Annotated in this window: 16 protein-coding genes; 11 read left to right on the top strand and 5 right to left on the bottom strand. The window is 35.1% G+C overall.

The window, feature by feature from the left end; genetic code table 11:
* Nucleotides 1-246 precede the first annotated feature (246 nt).
* From A4G25_RS06540 to A4G25_RS06525, 4 genes are all read left to right on the top strand, one after another.
* The gene (locus tag A4G25_RS06540) at nt 247-606 is read left to right on the top strand and encodes a YojF family protein (RefSeq protein WP_047131390.1); all 360 of its coding nucleotides are present in this window, start codon (nt 247-249) and stop codon (nt 604-606) included.
* A 12-nt stretch (nt 607-618) separates the two neighbouring features.
* Nucleotides 619-1,284: a bacillithiol biosynthesis deacetylase BshB2 gene (gene bshB2 / locus A4G25_RS06535; RefSeq protein ID WP_047131389.1), complete on the top strand. Its 666-nt coding sequence runs from the start codon at nt 619-621 to the stop codon at nt 1,282-1,284.
* Nucleotides 1,285-1,300: 16 nt separating this feature from the next.
* Nucleotides 1,301-2,179 carry a GTP cyclohydrolase FolE2 gene (gene folE2, locus A4G25_RS06530; protein ID WP_047131388.1) on the top strand — a complete coding sequence of 293 codons (879 nt, stop codon included), beginning with the start codon at nt 1,301-1,303 and terminating at the stop codon, nt 2,177-2,179.
* Nucleotides 2,180-2,668: 489 nt separating this feature from the next.
* The gene (locus tag A4G25_RS06525; protein WP_047131387.1) at nt 2,669-4,108 is read left to right on the top strand and encodes an MFS transporter; all 1,440 of its coding nucleotides are present in this window, start codon (nt 2,669-2,671) and stop codon (nt 4,106-4,108) included.
* Between the two features lie 644 nt (nt 4,109-4,752).
* On the opposite strand, the gene thiD is transcribed toward A4G25_RS06525, so the two are convergent.
* Nucleotides 4,753-5,583, bottom strand: coding sequence for a bifunctional hydroxymethylpyrimidine kinase/phosphomethylpyrimidine kinase (gene thiD / locus A4G25_RS06520; protein WP_012664260.1), 831 nt, complete (start codon nt 5,581-5,583; stop codon nt 4,753-4,755).
* 190 nt (nt 5,584-5,773) lie between these two features.
* Here thiD and A4G25_RS06515 point away from each other — a divergent pair, with 190 nt between their 5' ends.
* The 5 genes from A4G25_RS06515 (at nt 5,774) to A4G25_RS06495 (ending at nt 9,827) form a co-directional block, all read left to right on the top strand.
* Nucleotides 5,774-6,439: a uracil-DNA glycosylase gene (locus tag A4G25_RS06515; protein ID WP_047131386.1), complete on the top strand. Its 666-nt coding sequence runs from the start codon at nt 5,774-5,776 to the stop codon at nt 6,437-6,439.
* Nucleotides 6,432-6,821 carry a DUF5327 family protein gene (locus tag A4G25_RS06510; RefSeq protein WP_047131385.1) on the top strand — a complete coding sequence of 130 codons (390 nt, stop codon included), beginning with the start codon at nt 6,432-6,434 and terminating at the stop codon, nt 6,819-6,821. The genes A4G25_RS06515 and A4G25_RS06510 overlap by 8 nt, the downstream gene beginning before the upstream one ends.
* A gap of 99 nt (nt 6,822-6,920) precedes the next feature.
* Nucleotides 6,921-7,289, top strand: coding sequence for a DUF423 domain-containing protein (locus A4G25_RS06505; protein ID WP_047131434.1), 369 nt, complete (start codon nt 6,921-6,923; stop codon nt 7,287-7,289).
* A gap of 66 nt (nt 7,290-7,355) precedes the next feature.
* Complete coding sequence (locus A4G25_RS06500) at nt 7,356-8,864, top strand: APC family permease (RefSeq protein WP_047131384.1); 1,509 nt, start codon at nt 7,356-7,358, stop codon at nt 8,862-8,864.
* Between the two features lie 336 nt (nt 8,865-9,200).
* Nucleotides 9,201-9,827 carry a DedA family protein gene (locus A4G25_RS06495; protein WP_047131383.1) on the top strand — a complete coding sequence of 209 codons (627 nt, stop codon included), beginning with the start codon at nt 9,201-9,203 and terminating at the stop codon, nt 9,825-9,827.
* Nucleotides 9,828-10,167: 340 nt separating this feature from the next.
* On the opposite strand, the gene A4G25_RS06490 is transcribed toward A4G25_RS06495, so the two are convergent.
* The 4 genes from A4G25_RS06490 to hemQ all read right to left on the bottom strand — a co-directional run bounded on the left by A4G25_RS06490 (nt 10,168) and on the right by hemQ (nt 14,299).
* Entirely contained in the window at nt 10,168-10,788 is a 621-nt protein-coding gene (locus A4G25_RS06490) for a DUF2812 domain-containing protein (RefSeq protein ID WP_047131382.1), read from the bottom strand.
* A 190-nt stretch (nt 10,789-10,978) separates the two neighbouring features.
* A complete protein-coding gene (locus tag A4G25_RS06485; RefSeq protein ID WP_047131381.1) occupies nt 10,979-11,443 on the bottom strand; it encodes a threonine/serine exporter family protein in 465 nt (154 codons plus the stop codon).
* Between the two features lie 10 nt (nt 11,444-11,453).
* Complete coding sequence (locus A4G25_RS06480) at nt 11,454-12,236, bottom strand: threonine/serine exporter family protein (protein WP_047131380.1); 783 nt, start codon at nt 12,234-12,236, stop codon at nt 11,454-11,456.
* A 1,313-nt stretch (nt 12,237-13,549) separates the two neighbouring features.
* Nucleotides 13,550-14,299, bottom strand: coding sequence for a hydrogen peroxide-dependent heme synthase (hemQ, locus tag A4G25_RS06475; protein ID WP_047131379.1), 750 nt, complete (start codon nt 14,297-14,299; stop codon nt 13,550-13,552).
* Between the two features lie 163 nt (nt 14,300-14,462).
* On the opposite strand from hemQ, the gene pta reads away from it, so the two are divergent.
* Nucleotides 14,463-15,452, top strand: a complete 990-nt coding sequence (gene pta / locus A4G25_RS06470; protein WP_047131378.1) for a phosphate acetyltransferase — start codon at nt 14,463-14,465, stop codon at nt 15,450-15,452.
* Entirely contained in the window at nt 15,452-16,291 is an 840-nt protein-coding gene (locus A4G25_RS06465) for a lipoate--protein ligase family protein (protein WP_047131377.1), read from the top strand. Before pta ends, A4G25_RS06465 begins: the two co-directional genes overlap by 1 nt.
* Nucleotides 16,292-16,348: the final 57 nt, after the last annotated feature.

Raw genomic sequence — 16,348 nt, 5'->3', positions numbered from 1 at the left:
TTATGAACGGCATGATTTTAAGGCAAGAAAACAAGTGGGTTAATAAAAAACAAATCTTACTCAAATTGTCGGAATAAACTGAGCAAGACGATATATTTATATACGCAGATTTAGTACAATTAAGTGATACAAGAAGCGATAACTCAATCTTTAGATAGAATAATATTGAATATAATGAAACAAACTATATAAATGAATTACTGAATGAATTCAATTTGTTGTGTTTTACGCAAGGGAGTGAACGAAGTGGAACCGATTGAATACGACAAAGTACAAGGTTTACTTGAATCGTATGTAGACCAGCCAGTTTATCTGCATGTTGAAACAACGAATGGGGCATATGCAAATCATTTTGATCAACGTGTCTTCAATGCAGGAACTTTTTTAAGGAATATAAAAGTAGTTTTTGAACATGCCAAACTGAAAGGCGGGGGTAAAGAGCCGTTCAGAGTGGGTTTAAAACTACAAGATAATGGTTGGGTTTACGTACAAGGTTTAACACACTATGAAGTTAACGAAAATAACGAATTTTTATTAGCAGGATTTAATTATGAAGGACAGCTAGCTGCAACATTGGAAATCAGCACTGTTCCTTTCCAATTATAAGGAGGACGTGACATGTCAGAGGAAAGCCAAGTATTAGTTATTTTTCCGCATCCTGACGATGAGACGTTCTCATCAGCAGGAACACTAGCACGTTATATCGATAATGGCGTGCCTGTAACATACGCTTGTTTGACACTTGGTCAGATGGGACGTAATTTGGGGAACCCTCCATTTGCGACACGTGAATCACTACCAGAAATTCGTGAACGCGAACTAGAAGAAGCTGCAAAAGCAATTGGTATCAAAGATTTACGTAAGATGGGTTACCGTGATAAAACAGTAGAATTCGAACCTTATGAAAAAATCGATGGAATGGTGCAGTCTTTAATTGAAGAACTTCATCCTTCATTGATTATTTCATTTTATCCAGGTTATGCTGTCCATCCTGATCATGAAGCTACAGCAGAAGCTGTAGTTCGCACAGTAGAACGCATGCCGAAAGATGAGCGACCACGTTTGCAACTGGTTGCTTTCAGCAATGATGCCATTGAAGAATTAGGAGAACCTGATGTCATCAATGATATCAGTGAATATAGAGATACAAAATTAAATGCATTCAAAGCACATGCATCACAATCTGGTCCGTTCTTGCAGCAATTAGCAGAACCACAAGTACCAGACGAAGCCAAAAGTTTCTTAGAACAAGAAGCTTATTGGACTTATAAATTTGAATCATAAGTGGAGGCGCACACAGATGAGTGAATTTGATTTAACTACACGTGAAGGTCGTTGGAGACACTTCGGTTCTGTTGATCCAATAGAAGGTACGAAACCTACGGTTAAAGAAGAAATGACCGACTTACAAAGTACACACAAAGACTTTTTGTTTGAAATAGAAGAAGTAGGTATCAAAAATTTAGTTTATCCAGTCGTTATTGATAATTACCAAACAGCGGGCACATTTGCCTTTTCTACAAGCTTGACGCGTGAAGAAAAAGGTATCAACATGAGCCGTATCTTAGAAAGTGTTGAGAAACATTATGATAATGGTTTGGAACTCACTTTTAGCAATTTAGAAACTGTTTTGCATACTTTAGAAAAACATATGAAACAAAGTTCAGCAGGTGTAGATGTATCTGGTAAATGGTTCTTCAACCGTTACAGTCCAGTTACTAATATAAAAGCAGTAGGAAATGCAGATGTAACGTACGGCTTAGCAGTTGCAGGTGACCAAGTGACACGCAAAGAATTAACAATTCAAGCTACCGTCACAACATTATGCCCGTGTTCAAAAGAAATCAGTGAATACTCAGCACATAACCAACGCGGGGTAATTACTGTAAAAATGTACATCGACCCTTCAGCAACTTTACCGACAGACTATAAAGAGGTTATTTTAGATGCTATGGAAGCCAATGCCAGCTCTATTTTATATCCTATTTTAAAACGTCCAGATGAAAAAAGAGTGACAGAACGCGCATATGAAAATCCACGTTTTGTCGAAGATTTAATTCGTTTAATCGCAGCTGACTTAGTTGAATTAGACTGGTCAGAAGGCTTTGATATTGAATGTCGCAATGAAGAATCTATTCATCAGCATGATGCATTCGCGAAATTAAAATATAGAAAATAAGTCTGAAACATTGCACTTCTGGGGTGAGACAAAAATAGTATTATTTTATGTCTCAGTCTCAGGAGTGTTTTTTCATTCATGACATCACTTTATTACTAATGCTGTTTGTCTAGCTGAAATTATTTTTTCGAGTTATAGCTAGGTATTTGGAGCTAGGACTGCTTAATAAGCCAGCTGAATAATAAAGCAATAAAATATAAATCAAAAAATGACATATCCATCCACATCCATTACCACTACAATGAATAAGGTTAAATTTATGTATATTCAGTTGTCTGTAAAAAACTATTTATTTTTTAAATGATTGCTTAATCTCCTCTTTTGGATAATCTTTTTCTTTTTATTACTTTTCATAAATTCAACCCTTTAACTTGTATAACATTTAAAAATGTTAATAATTGTTTTTGTGAAAAATTTCCGTTTCATACTTTAGAATAGTGGTATATAGTTACATATGTTTTATCACTAAACGTAGAGGAGATGAAGTACATGCGTTTTGATAAAAACAAAATTAATCGCGTGGACGCCAGTGTGGCTAAAAGAAGTGTAGTCGCAACGGGTATAGGTAATGCTATGGAATGGTTCGATTTCGGACTCTATTCATATTTAGCAGTTATTATTAGTAAGAACTTCTTTTCAGATGTTCAAAATGATCAATTAAAATTAGTATTTACATTTGCAACGTTTGCAATTGCATTTTTATTACGCCCTGTCGGAGGTATTATCTTCGGTATTATAGGGGATAAATTCGGTCGGAAAATTGTATTGACCATCACTATCGTAATGATGGCTATTTCAACAGTACTCATTGGTTGTTTGCCGACGTATGATCAGATTGGTATATGGGCACCCATACTCTTATTGATAGGCAGAATTATCCAAGGGTTTTCAACTGGTGGAGAATATGCAGGAGCAATGGTATATGTCGCAGAAACTTCACCAGATAACCGACGCAATTCATTAGGAAGCGGATTAGAAATCGGTACGCTATCCGGTTATATCGCAGCTTCAGTATTATGCGGCGTCTTGTTCTTCTCATTAAATGATCAACAAATGGCAGCATGGGGTTGGAGAATTCCATTCTTCTTCGGACTGATTTTAGGTTTTGTTGGTTTATACTTAAGAACACATTTAGAAGAAACGCCTATTTATGAAAATGAATTATCTAAAGAAGACGAACGTGATAAAATCAGTTTTTGGACAAGTATCCGTTTTTATTATAAAGACATTATTGTATGTTTCGTAATGGTTGTTTTCTTTAATGTAACAAACTACATGGTTACATCCTATTTACCGTCATACTTAGAAGAAGTCATAGGTGTCAAAAATGGTTTGGTTACTGTCTTAATCACTTGTATTATGGCAATCATGATTCCATTAGCACTGTTTTACGGCAAAACAGCAGATAAAATCGGTGATAAGAAAGTCATGCTGTTTGGTTTAGGCGGCATTATTCTATTCAGTATTTTTGCATTCTGGCTCATTAACTTAAAAGCCATTTTCCCAGTTGCTATTGGTATTTTACTTTTAGGTATTTTTCTTGCGACATACGAAGGAACAATGCCGGGTACATTGCCGACGATTTTCTTCACACATATTCGGTACCGTACATTAGCTATCACTTTTAATGTTTCTGTTTCACTGTTTGGAGGAACAACACCTTTAATCGCTACGGCTTTAGTTGCGAAAACAGGAAATCCTTTAATGCCGGCATTTTATTTAACAGCTGTTAGTATTGTAGGGTTCTTAGTAGTACTCTTCATGCATACCAGTACTGCATCCAAATCGCTTAAAGGATCATATCCGAATGTGGATTCAGATGAAGACTTTAAAAAAGCAGCTGAGAATCCTAAAAAATCATTGTGGTGGGTTCAAGAGAAAAGAAAACGTGAACACGAGTCAGGAATTGACATGGAAGGTATTAATTAAATTTAAAAATCAATTTCAGCACGGGAAGTTTGCGCATATGCGTAGCTTTCCGTGTTTTTTATTTTTCACATAAATAAAGCACCACTGTCGAACCTGAAGGGACAAATCAGGTAACTTGAGAGAAGGGACAATCTCACAAGAGACAGTGATGCTATATTTTTAGGGTGCGCCTGCAAATTGTGTCAGGGGAAGACAATTTACGGCTTTTTAAATTCAATGATTAGATTAATTGTTAATGCAATTTCATGTTTAAGTTAGGATATGAATTTCACGTCTATTTAGGAGGTTATACGCGATTTTTATTGCATTATATTTGAGAGGGAGCTGACATTTTAGGGTGGGTAGAAAGGTGTAACGATTATCATTAGAATCTATATTCAGGAATGTTTCGGATTTACACTTTTGCCGCTCCCTCTACATTAACTATTGTATTAGATATTCAATTTAAAAACATGCGTCTATAGCATCAACTTTTACTCATACAATGTGACCATCTTCTTCTCAGACTAATTACCGAGATCTTTCAAGTTGAAATTTTGAAAAGTGTTGAGATGCAAAAAAGAGGCGTTATATAGAGTGTTTTGAAGTGCATTAAAAAAGGGGCACCACTCAATTAGAGTAATGCCACTTCTCAAAATTTAAGTTTATACTTCTTTAACATCTACATCGATTTTTTCAATACGGTTATACGCTCCATGGTCAACTGGTCCGACGAATTCATTCATTTTCCAACCGTTTTTAATTGCTGAAGCTACGAATGCTTTTGCATTTACAACTGCATCTTTAGGAGATTGGCCATTTGCTAAGTTTGCAGTTGTTGCTGCTGCGAATGTACAACCTGCGCCATGGTTATAACTTTGTTGGAACATATCTGTTGTTAATTGGTAGTATTTGTCGCCATCATAATACAAGTCATAAGATTTATCTTGGTCTAGTGCTTTGCCGCCTTTGATGATTACATTTTCAGCACCTTGATCATGAATAATTTTAGCTGCTTTTTTCATATCATCGATAGATTTTAATGTGCCTAAACCTGATAATTGTCCTGCTTCGAACAAGTTTGGTGTTGTAACTGTTGCTTTAGGCAATAGATATTTAATCATTGCGTCTGTATTGCCTGGATTCAATACTTCATCTTCACCTTTGCAGACCATAACTGGGTCAACTACAAAGTATTTCGCGCCAGATTCAGTAAAGGCCTCACCAGCACGTTTGATAATTTCTTCAGAACCTAACATACCTGTTTTGACTGCGTCTGGTCCGATAGAAATTGCTGTTTCCAATTGTTTATTGAATAAATCAAATGGAAGCGGTGTAACATCATGAGACCAAGTTTTAGGATCCATTGTCACTACAGCAGCTAATGCTACCATACCGTAAGTGTCCAACTCTTGGAACGTTTTTAAATCTGCTTGCATGCCAGCGCCTGCGCTTGTATCTGAGCCTGCAATTGTTAATACTTTTTTCAATGCCATCAAAAATACACTCCTTCGCGTAATCTTTTCTTATATTTTATCATGTTTAAATCACTAGCAACATCATATTGCATAAGACTCGATTTAGATATTGGGGTACTTGCAGAGGATAAGGGACAAAGGAGTGGTTGACTACGTCTAAACCCTTGCTTTAAGTGATACTATGTTATGATAGCGATGAGGTGATTCCATGAATTGGTCAGAAGTATTTCATGATATAACAAATCGACATGACTTTAAAGAAATGCATGATTTTTTAGACAAAGAGTATTCTACAAAAACCGTTTATCCGGATAAAGAAAATATCTATCAGGCTTTTGATTTAACGCCTTTTGATAAAGTGAAAGTCGTAATTATTGGACAAGATCCGTATCATGGCCCTAAGCAAGCACATGGTTTAGCTTTTTCTGTACAGCCGGAAGGTAAATTTCCACCATCTTTACGGAATATGTATAAGGAATTAGAAGAGGATATCGGGTGTAAACGTACCGTTTCACACTTGCAAGACTGGGCAAGAGACGGCGTATTGCTTTTAAATACGGTACTGACTGTACGTAAAGGTGAAGCTGCTTCACATCGTAATATCGGTTGGGAAGTGTTTACGGATGAAATAATTAAAGCAGTTTCAGAATATCGTGACCATGTGGTTTTCATATTATGGGGAAAACCGGCACAGCAAAAAGAGAGACTAATTGATACTTCTAAACATGATGTCATTAAGTCTGTTCATCCAAGTCCGCTCTCGGCTTATCGTGGTTTCTTCGGTTCTAAACCATACTCTAGAGCAAATGCGTATTTAGAGGCACACGGTGAGACGCCGATTGATTGGTGCGGAGAGGAGGCGCAGCGTGGATAAAGACAAAATTATCGCGTTGATAGAGCAAGAGCTCGTACAAGCAGATGAGGCAGAAAGTGAAGCGGATTTTCAAAAACATATTTATGCTATTCATACTTTAACTTCATTATATGCAGACACAAGGTCAAAAAGTAACAACTATCAAAGTGTGAGACCAAGATATAATAAAACGTATCAAACTTCTAGTTCCAATGAAACTGGAATTAAAAATAATGCTAGCCAAACAGCGCATTCAAATGTTACTGCAGCTGAGATTGAAGCGATGGGTGGAAAAGTATCTCATTCTAACTCGACATCAAATACATCGACACCGCCTGGGAATTCCAATAAAATGGTAACTGACGATGAACTCGGAAACGGTGATTCAATATTCAATTTCTAGCGAGTTGAGAAGCAGAATTTAAAATAGGAAATTGCTAAAAATATCTTTGGCATCCTTATTATATTTATAAAGGAGAGTTTCATAATGAATCTAAAATCAATGAAAACATTTTTAGCACTTGGCGCAGGGGCAGCAGCGTTATCAGTTGCGACAGGTGCTTTTGGGGCACATGCTTTAGAAGGTAAATTATCAGAACATTATTTAGATGTTTGGCAAAAAGCCACACAATATGAAATGTATCATAGCTTAGGGTTGATCGGCATCGGAATCTTAAGCGGTACAACAAAAATGAATTTGAAAGCAGCAGGGTGGATGATGTTCGGAGGTATTGTTATCTTCAGTGGTTCACTTTATGTATTATCATTAACACAAATTAAACCGCTTGGGGCAATTACGCCAATCGGCGGTGTACTTTTCATCGCATCATGGGTAACATTACTCGTTCAAGCACTGAAAATTAAAAAATAAACAACAAAATAGGTTCAAAAACTCGCCTCACAGGGTATAATGTATCGAATGAGGTGAGTTTTTATTATGGGACAGAAAAATAGAGAAAATATCCATAAAAAAGTAGATCGTGGAGATTTACAGCAAAACCTATCAGAAAAATTCGTTTGGGCTATAGCATATGGCTCATGTATCGGTTGGGGTTCTTTTATCCTGCCGGGTGACTGGATTAAACAATCTGGTTCTATTGCTGCAGCTATTGGTATTACGATAGGTGCGTTATTAATGATTATTATTGCCGTAAGTTACGGCGCACTTGTTGAACATTTTCCAGTTTCCGGTGGAGCATTTGCGTTTAGTTACTTAAGTTTCGGCAGATATGTCAGTTTCTTTTCTTCTTGGTTTCTGACGTTTGGTTACATCTGTGTTGTAGCCTTAAATGCCACCGCGTTTAGTTTGCTTTTGAAATTCATGATGCCAAGTGTATTAGAGCATGGTAAGCTCTATACGATTGCTGGTTGGGATGTCTATTTGACTGAAATCATTATTGCAACAGTATTATTACTTGTATTTATGTTAATTACGATTCGTGGCGCACACGTATCAGGAAGCTTGCAGTATTATTTCTGTGTTGCAATGGTTATAGTCGTATTATTGATGTTCTTCGGTTCATTTTTCGGCAAAGATTTTTCATTCAGCAACTTACAACCTTTAACAGCAAAACATGAAGGATGGTTTACATCTATTATTATGATTGTTGCTGTTGCACCTTGGGCATATGTTGGATTTGATAATATTCCGCAAACAGCTGAAGAATTTAATTTTTCACCGAATAAAACATTTAAATTGATTGTTTATAGCTTGCTTGCCGCAGCAGGTACATATATCTTGATGATTTTATATACTGCATGGTTAGGTAAAAGCGGTTCAAGCTTAAATGGTAACCTTTGGGTGACAGGTGCAGTCACAAAACAAGCATTTGGCTATGTTGGACTTTCTGTATTAGCAATTGCGATTATTATGGGGATTTTTACTGGCTTGAATGGATTTTTAATGAGTGCCAGTAGATTGCTTTTCTCAATGGGACGTTCAGGCATAATGCCTCGTGTCTTCAGCAAGTTGCATCCAGTGTATAAAACGCCTTATGTTGCGATTATATTCTTAGTTGCATTGACATTGATTGCACCGTGGCTTGGACGTACGGCACTTACTTGGATTGTCGATATGTCATCAACAGGTGTATCAGTGGCATATTTAATCACTTGTTTATCAGCAGCAAAATTATTCAGTTATAACAAAGCCAGCAATACTTACGCGCCTGTATATAAAACATTTGCGATTATTGGCTCGGTATTCGCTGCTATCTTCTTAGGATTATTGTTAATTCCAGGATCACCCGCTGCATTATCTATACCATCTTATATTGCATTAGCTGGCTGGTTGATACTTGGGCTTATATTCTTTATTGTTCGTTATCCTAAATTGAAAAGAATCAATAAAGATGAGCTAAGTCGATTAATCTTGGATACAAGCCAAACTAAGGTTGAATCTATGATTGATGAACCGGATTCAGATAAAGAGATATCTGGGAAGTAAGATTGAAATAATAAATAAAAATGATTGGAAATGTATAAAAGCGATGAAAACACAAGGTAGTTTTCATCGCTTAATTTTTCGTTATAAAAATATTAGTTCCAGTAGAGATTTTAAAAGACCAATAACTAAAGGAACTATATTAAAATCAAGATATAAACTTATTTAACTAACATAAGCAGCATACCCATATAAGTAACCATAATTATTATTTAATTTAAACCGTCTTGAAAAACAATGATATTACTTGCAATGAGTAATGAAATTATATAAGTTATTAAAAACAAACAAGATGTATGTTTTATCTTGTTTGTTTAAAAATAAATTAGGAGGAACAGTATGGAAAAGATGGTCGAGCAATTTATCGATCAATTTGGTTACCTCGGTGTTTTCTTGCTAATTGCTTTAGAAAATATTTTTCCACCCATTCCATCAGAGTTAATCTTAACATTCAGTGGTTTTTTAACATTACATTCCGATATGAATATTATTGGTGTGATTATTGCCGCAACACTTGGATCTGTATTTGGTGCAATCGTGTTATATTTTATCGGACGATTTTTATCTATTGAACGATTGCAGAGATTAGCAAACGGTAAAACTGGTAAAATACTGCGCTTTAAAGCAAGTGATTTAGAAAAAGCAGATGATTGGTTTGATAATCATGGTAAAAAAATTGTCTTCTTTGCACGTTTTATTCCAGTTCTCAGAAGTTTGATCTCAATACCTGCAGGAACAACTAATATGCCGCTGATTTCATTTTTAATATTAACTACACTTGGAACACTGATTTGGAATACAGTGCTTGTTATACTTGGACAACAAGCTGGAGAAGCGTGGCCGAAAATTTCTGCTGCTTTTGATTCTTTCTCAAGTATTGTACTTATTGTCTTAATTATTTTACTTATTATCGGTATTATATATTTTGTGAAGAAACGTTTTGGCAAATCTAAATATAACAAGTAAACAACAACCGTCCTCATTAATAAAAATGTTGGACGGTTGTTGTTTTCTATTTCGTGAGTGATATTTTTATATAGGTAAGAAGAACTTGGAGATGACGATAATATAATGAATATGCAATTCAAAATTATGGTAATAAGCCTTTTCTTGAAACGCCAAAAGGTTTAGTGACATTAAAAATGCATCACTATTGGAAATAAATCAAATTGTGAATAAACATAAACATCTTCTTCAGGCAGGTGCAGTTTTGTTCTTACATTATGCAAAATAACTTCCTTAGGTTCCTTACTGAGTAAATTGTAATAATATTTGCCTTCTTTATCAGTTTGGTATCGCCATGCCCCTAAATATTTAAGGCTATCGATATCTGGCTTTGAGCCGGACTTTTAACAGAAACTGAATAACTTAAATAAAGTTCATCCTCGATTTTTGGACAACTTTTTCTAATACGACGATTGATTAGAATATTGAATGGAGACAATATTATAAAAACACTTATCATAATTTGCATTGGTATTAAAAGCTTTGATGACGGCTTTCCAATCGCAGTAAAGTAAGACCAAAAGGCTACACAAACGAACATAGTGAGTACTGCTAAAATAAAAATGATACGTTTGAAAAAACTGAGATATTCGTGTTCGGCTGCTTTAGTGTCTGCTAAATTATAAATAGGATTGTCCTTTTCTTTTAAATAACTATAGAGTACCGTGTACTTAGAATAATTCAGTTGTTTTGCTAAAACTGAAAGGAAAGGGCTTTTTTCTATTTTAGTGTTTGGTTCTTTTAAATCTTCACTTCTAACAAAAGTTACTTGTAGTTTCGTATCGCTGACAGCCGAATTTTCTTCAAAAGTATAAATACCATTTTTAATGTTAGTCAGCATATACCCGTCTTTTTGTTGGGTTTCTAAATAACGAATTTCTGAAGGACTACCTTTAAAATAAAGTTTGAGTTGCTTTTTCATGATGTAAATACCTTCTTTCGTTTTATCCGTATAAAGTTTTTTAGAGTAGTATTTCTTTTCTTCTTAATTATATTTTAAATATTCTGAATATTAAAAGCAAGTGTTTTCGCTTAATTTTTATAAAAAAAGTATATAAGAAGAAAAAGATAAGCATTAAAAAGAACCTACAATAAATTATTGCAGGTTCTCCTTAACTATTTAAATTTCTTTTTTTAAAAAATGTACTTTTACCAGTAACTATTAACCGTGCAATTTGATCGGCAAATAATAAACCGGCTGCAATGGCACCTGCAATTAAAGTAACTTCTAACATAGTTTTTACAGCACTGCCGAATTGTAAAATAACTAGACTCTTCGTGGCATCAAAAGCTAAGCCCCCAGGTACTAAAGGAATTATCCCAGGTACCATAAATATGATGACGGGTTCTTTTTTTAACCGTGCCATTATGTGACTTAAGAGACCTAAAGCTAAACTGCCGAAAAAGGATGCGTAAATTGTATGTAGTTCTAAACCACGGAATAACACAATATAAACCATCCAGCCACAAGCACCAACTAATCCTGCCCAAATATACATACGTCTGGGAGCATCAAAGATTACGCAAAAGAAGAGGGAAGCGATGCAGCTGAATATAAAGTTTAATAACCAAAACATAATCATCCTCCTAAAATATCAGTAACATAGTACCCACGCCAGCTCCAATGCCGAACGAAGTCACAAGTGCTTCTAATGATTTTGTTGTAAACATCATCATATGACCACCAAATAAATCTTGAATTGCATTGGTAATCAGCACACCAGGTACTATCGGCATAACTGCTGCAATGATAATGGCAGATAAGGAACCGTCAGGAACCATAGTGTGTCCAAAGATGGCAATCGCACCTATCACTGCGGATCCTAAAAATTCTGGTATGAATAATGTTTTTAAATTCGCACGATATAATGATTCCACAACTAAATAACCTAAACTTCCTGCAAAAATTGTAGCTAAGATATCAATGAATTTTCCAGTCTGTAAATATAAAAAACTGATAGAGATAATTGCTGCTGCGATGCCTTTATATATTAAATCATGTGTCTGTTTATCTTTGTATATTTGTTTCAATTGCGTATATGCTTCTTTAAGTGTAATTTGATTAGCACTTAATTGGCGAGAGACTGAATTTGTTTGAGAAATCTTAATTAAATTGGTATCGCGTGATTCGATTCGGTACATGCGAGGTGTGGTTTGGTTATCTAATAAGAAGTTGATGACTGTGTTTGTAACGAAGCTATTGCTTTCTTCGTATCCTAAAGTTTCAGCCATTCGATTCATAGTACCTTCAACTCGTGTGCCTTCAGCACCGGACTCCAAAAGAATTCTACCTGCCAACATAATGGCGTCTTTAGCCAGCTTTTCTTCGGGTGTATCTTCTATATAACTGTTTCTATTTCCTAAATTCATGTCATCACTCATTTAATAGGCATATTTTTTACATACAAATTCCGATTTTTTTGAAAATTATACGAACTAATATGATTATGTCGTAAAAACTAAAGATACTCAAGATATTATTTTGTAATATTCATGTAAAAATTTGATGTTAAAACATTATAAAGAGGCAGAAGGATAAAAATTAACACTAAAATAAATAGAGAAAATAATAAAAACAATGGATTAAATGTAATTTTTAAATGTAAGAATTTAAGAATGAAAATAGAAAGTAAACTTTGAGAATGCCTTTAGAAAGGAAGAGAAAAAATATTGTGGTAGTTGTAGTTGCGTGTGTTAAAATTTATTTTGAATTTAGAATATAAATGAATTAGAAGTATTCTATAATATGCATTTTTGTCATTACGTTATGTTTCAAATATTTCAAAACGGTTAAAGTTATAGTGGTTGGCTGTTGAAGCCTGTTAACTGGGTAGCGACGGTTGGCATCGCTTCACAGTTAACCAGAGAGATTAACAAGTAGTGGCAAAGTTCTCCAAGGACACTACACAAGGGATGAGCGACACTGTATTTACAAGCCATACACGTGTGCGCTTGCAGGCAGATGCTGCCGGCATTTAGAGTGAGGGATGCCTTTGGTCAGTGCCACTATTGTTTAGGCTGTGTTAGGCAGTATACAGAGGGTGGTACATAGGTGTCGCTCACTTTTGTGTTGTGCAGTATTCTGTCTTTGACTTTTATATATTATATTGCATGACTATAAATGAGAGCAAAAAAGGAACTTGCGCTAAGTGAATAGCCAAGTTCCGTTCGTCTTTATACATAAATGAGAAATGTTTTTAGTACAGTTTTTATTTTTATCTTTATTTTATCTTTTGTATGCGATAATCCAAAAAGATAAAAAAGAAGTAGATAATTGGTATTTGCATTATCCATCAATCCTTTAGCATTTAATTCTGTCTTAAACAAGAAAAACGTTGATTTTAAGATATATATTATCTTTATTAGATATCACAAAATGCCACTATACCTACTAGATTGCCACTCAAAAATCCTGTAGATCCTAAAACTGAACCGATTATTGCTGAACCAGCCGTTCCAATGAGACATTTCGTTGTTTCGCAGCTGTTAACTTTTTGAAAATTATTTTGTTTCATTTGAAGGTATATTATTCGCACGATATGAAAACACCTTCAATTGTTTTAAGTAATTAATTTAATGGAAATTATTCAGCTCGGATATGAAAATGCCCCGGTAAAATGAAAACTTCACTTTGCCGGGGCTATTATAATTAATTTAAATACTGTTTTGATTTTATCGATAGATTAGATTCTGAAAAATGTTTCTAAAGTTTCTTCAGGTAGAATGTGGCCTACGAAGAAGCTGCCGAAATCGCCATAACGTGCTGTTGTTTCATCGAAGCGCATTTCGTAAACGATTTTTTTGAATTGTAGCGGGTCTTGTGCAAATAATGTTACGCCCCACTCATAATCGTCAAAACCAACTGATCCTGTAATGAATTGTTTGATTTTACCAGCATATTTACGACCAATCATACCATGGTCATACATTAATTTTTGGCGCTCTTCCATTGATAGCATATACCAGTTATATGTTTCATTACGACGTTTGCTCATTGGATAGAAACAGATATAGTCTGAATGCGGTAATTCAGGATATAAGCGTGCTTTTATATGAGGATTTTCATATGGATCTTCATCTGATTTGCCAGCTAAGTAGTTGCTGAGTTCGATGATAGAAACGTATGAATAAGTAGGCACTAAGTAATCCGCAATACGTAATTTATTAAGTGCGAGCTCGATTGAGTTCAATTCTTGCATTTCAGGACGTAAAACCCATAAAAGGATGTCTGCTTTTTGACCTGTAATATTATATAATGCATGGTCGCCATTGTGATCATCACGTACAGATGCTAATTTGTCCAGGAAGTCGTGGAATTCTTGAACAATTTGGATACGGTCTTCATCAGGTACAAGACGTAATGTAGGCCAATCTACTGCATAGAATAAATGGAGGCTGTACCAGCCATCTAATGTTTCTGCTGCTTGACTCATTTAAATCGCTCCTTTAAATATCTATTATTTCACTAAAAATTCTATCATAAAGCGTAATTGAAAGCATAGAAATTGATTATGTTTTAGCGCGTGAAATGTTAATCTAAATGACGTATAATTAAGGATGGTAAAAAAATAAACTCGTAAATTTGAGGAGGACATTATGCCTAGTTTATTAAATGTATTACAAGACAAACTTTCAGGAAAAAACGTTAAAATCGTGCTACCGGAAGGTGAAGATGAACGCGTATTAACAGCAGCAGTAAAATTACATTCAACAGATTATGTAGAACCTATTGTTTTGGGCAATGCTGATAAAGTTCAATCACTTGCTGATGATAAAGGTTTAGATATTTCTGGAATTGAAATTATTACACCTGAAACAAGCGAATTGAAATCAGAACTTGTGGATGCTTTTGTTGAGCGACGTAAAGGTAAAGCAACAAAAGAACAAGCTGAAGATATGTTGAATAATGTGAATTATTTCGGAACAATGCTTGTTTATACTGGTAAAGCTGATGGACTCGTGAGCGGAGCAGCACATTCAACTGGAGATACAGTACGTCCTGCATTACAAATTATTAAAACAAAACCAGGTGTGTCTAAAACATCAGGCGTCTTCTTTATGATTAAAGATGACGAACAATATGTATTCGGAGATTGTGCTATTAATCCTACATTAGAAGCAGCAGACCTAGCAGAAATTGCTGTAGAAAGTGCAAAAACAGCGAAAAGTTTTGGAATGGATCCTCGTGTTGCTTTATTGAGCTTCTCAACTAAGGGTTCAGCTAAATCTGATGATGTAGAAAAAGTAGAATCAGCTACTAAATTGGCTCAAGAGAAAGCTGAAGAAGAAGGATTAACAGACGTTGTTATCGATGGGGAATTCCAATTTGATGCAGCGATTGTTCCTAAAGTGGCTGCTAAAAAAGCACCAGATGCTAAAATTAAAGGTGATGCAAATGTCTTCATCTTCCCAAGCTTAGAAGCTGGAAATATTGGTTATAAAATTGCACAGCGTTTAGGTGGCTACGAAGCGATTGGTCCTGTATTACAAGGTTTGAATTCTCCAGTGAATGACTTATCACGCGGTTGCTCAACTGAAGATGTTTATAACTTATCAATCATCACTGCAGCACAAACTTTACAATAATGAACTTAATACAAGAATATTTTAATGGCTCAGATTGGCGCTATATCGATCATTCTACTGGTTTAGCGCCAATGCAGTCATTTGCCTTTGATGATACCTTTTCAGAAAGTACGGGCAAGGATTTATCATGCAGTGTGGTTCGTACTTGGATTCATCAACACACAGTAATTTTAGGAACTCATGATGCACGATTACCTCATTTGAAAGACGGCATCCGCTATCTAGTAGATGAATGTGGTTACAATGTGATTGTGCGAAATTCAGGAGGTTTAGGTGTTGTATTAGATCAAGGTATTTTGAATATCTCTTTAATTTTTAAAGGGAAGACAGAGGTCTCAATCGATAAGGCTTTCAATTTAATGTATGAATTGATTTGTAAGATGTTCGAAGATGAAAATGTACAAATCGATACAAAAGAAATTGAACGGTCGTATTGTCCTGGTAAATTTGATTTAAGTATTAATGGCAAAAAATTTGCTGGCATATCACAACGTCGAGTACGCGGCGGAATAGCAGTTCAGATTTATTTGTGTGTAGAAGGTTCCGGAGAAGAACGTGCTGAAATGATGCGCAATTTTTATGAAAATGCATTACAAGGTGAAACTACGAAATTTAAATATCCAGATATTGATCCTTCTTGCATGGCTTCGTTAGAAACTTTATTAGGACATGCTTTAACAGTGAACGATGTAATGTTTAAATTGCTTCATGCATTAAAAGCGTTAGGCGCTACTTTAAACATGAATCCAGTAACAGATGAAGAATGGCTGCGATTTGAAAAGTACTTTGATCGTATGATTGAACGAAATGCAAAAATCAACGCTAAAATGGATGACTAAAATATGGAGATGCAATTAGCTGTAAGGCGAGGCATCTCCTATTTAGCGTGCTTTGCA

This window comes from Staphylococcus condimenti (assembly GCF_001618885.1).
GTDB lineage: Bacteria > Bacillota > Bacilli > Staphylococcales > Staphylococcaceae > Staphylococcus > Staphylococcus condimenti.
Note: the sequence above shows the minus strand (reverse complement) of the source record. Positions and strands in the feature narration are given on the sequence as shown.

Excerpts from the sequence above, each read along its gene's own strand:
- A4G25_RS06525 (WP_047131387.1), top strand. The coding sequence starts at position 2,669 with ATGCGTTTTGATAAAAACAAAATTAATCGCGTGGACGCCAGTGTGGCT.
- bshB2 (WP_047131389.1), top strand. The coding sequence starts at position 619 with ATGTCAGAGGAAAGCCAAGTATTAGTTATTTTTCCGCATCCTGACGAT.
- A4G25_RS06495 (WP_047131383.1), top strand. The coding sequence starts at position 9,201 with ATGGAAAAGATGGTCGAGCAATTTATCGATCAATTTGGTTACCTCGGT.
- folE2 (WP_047131388.1), top strand. The coding sequence starts at position 1,301 with ATGAGTGAATTTGATTTAACTACACGTGAAGGTCGTTGGAGACACTTC.
- pta (WP_047131378.1), top strand. The coding sequence starts at position 14,463 with ATGCCTAGTTTATTAAATGTATTACAAGACAAACTTTCAGGAAAAAAC.
- A4G25_RS06480 (WP_047131380.1), bottom strand. The coding sequence starts at position 12,236 with ATGAATTTAGGAAATAGAAACAGTTATATAGAAGATACACCCGAAGAA.
- thiD (WP_012664260.1), bottom strand. The coding sequence starts at position 5,583 with ATGGCATTGAAAAAAGTATTAACAATTGCAGGCTCAGATACAAGCGCA.
- hemQ (WP_047131379.1), bottom strand. The coding sequence starts at position 14,299 with ATGAGTCAAGCAGCAGAAACATTAGATGGCTGGTACAGCCTCCATTTA.
- A4G25_RS06490 (WP_047131382.1), bottom strand. The coding sequence starts at position 10,788 with ATGAAAAAGCAACTCAAACTTTATTTTAAAGGTAGTCCTTCAGAAATT.
- A4G25_RS06485 (WP_047131381.1), bottom strand. The coding sequence starts at position 11,443 with ATGTTTTGGTTATTAAACTTTATATTCAGCTGCATCGCTTCCCTCTTC.
- A4G25_RS06500 (WP_047131384.1), top strand. The coding sequence starts at position 7,356 with ATGGGACAGAAAAATAGAGAAAATATCCATAAAAAAGTAGATCGTGGA.
- A4G25_RS06515 (WP_047131386.1), top strand. The coding sequence starts at position 5,774 with ATGAATTGGTCAGAAGTATTTCATGATATAACAAATCGACATGACTTT.
- A4G25_RS06465 (WP_047131377.1), top strand. The coding sequence starts at position 15,452 with ATGAACTTAATACAAGAATATTTTAATGGCTCAGATTGGCGCTATATC.
- A4G25_RS06505 (WP_047131434.1), top strand. The coding sequence starts at position 6,921 with ATGAAAACATTTTTAGCACTTGGCGCAGGGGCAGCAGCGTTATCAGTT.